Below are 447 nucleotides of genomic sequence, written 5' to 3'. Positions count from 1 at the left end.
GGCCATGCCGGTGATCAGGTTAGAACAACCCGGACCGGAGGTGACCAGCGCCACGCCCGCTTTGCCGGTAATACGTCCGACGGCGGCGGCCATAAATGCGGCGTTGGCTTCGTGGCGTACCGGAATAATGCGAATCGAGGAATCCAGCAGTGAATCGAAGACCTTGTCGATTTTGGCGCCGGGGATGCCGAACACCTGGCGTACCCCCTGAGCTTCCAGCTGACTGACGACGAGATCGGCGCCGTGCGCCCACTGGCGTACCGGATACTGTTTGTCCATGTGACCCCCTTAACTTTCTACGGAACGGATGGCGGCATCGAGATTATCGGGATGCAGATTAGCCTGCAGGAACGCGCTGTCGGCGGGCAGGTCGATCATCAGCTTGTGAATTTCGCCGAAGGTCAGCACCCCGTGGTCGAGCTGGTAATCCAGCAGGTGACCGCCGCC

Annotated in this window: 2 protein-coding genes; both read right to left on the bottom strand. The window is 60.6% G+C overall.

Annotated features, from left to right (window positions below; all coding sequences use genetic code 11):
• Window positions 1-279, bottom strand: a 279-nt coding sequence (locus tag FJV41_RS55785) for a thiamine pyrophosphate-binding protein (protein ID WP_246137938.1), incomplete at its 3' end; no start/stop codon positions are given.
• A gap of 9 nt (window positions 280-288) precedes the next feature.
• Window positions 289-432: a hypothetical protein gene (locus tag FJV41_RS55780; RefSeq protein ID WP_281291677.1), complete on the bottom strand. Its 144-nt coding sequence runs from the start codon at window positions 430-432 to the stop codon at window positions 289-291.
• Window positions 433-447 lie beyond the last annotated feature (15 nt).

Origin of the sequence: Myxococcus llanfairpwllgwyngyllgogerychwyrndrobwllllantysiliogogogochensis, from assembly GCF_006636215.1 — a bacterium.
In the GTDB taxonomy this organism is placed as follows: Bacteria; Myxococcota; Myxococcia; order Myxococcales; family Myxococcaceae; genus Myxococcus; species Myxococcus llanfairpwllgwyngyllgogerychwyrndrobwllllantysiliogogogochensis.
This window is presented reverse-complemented; position numbering and strand designations above follow the sequence as displayed.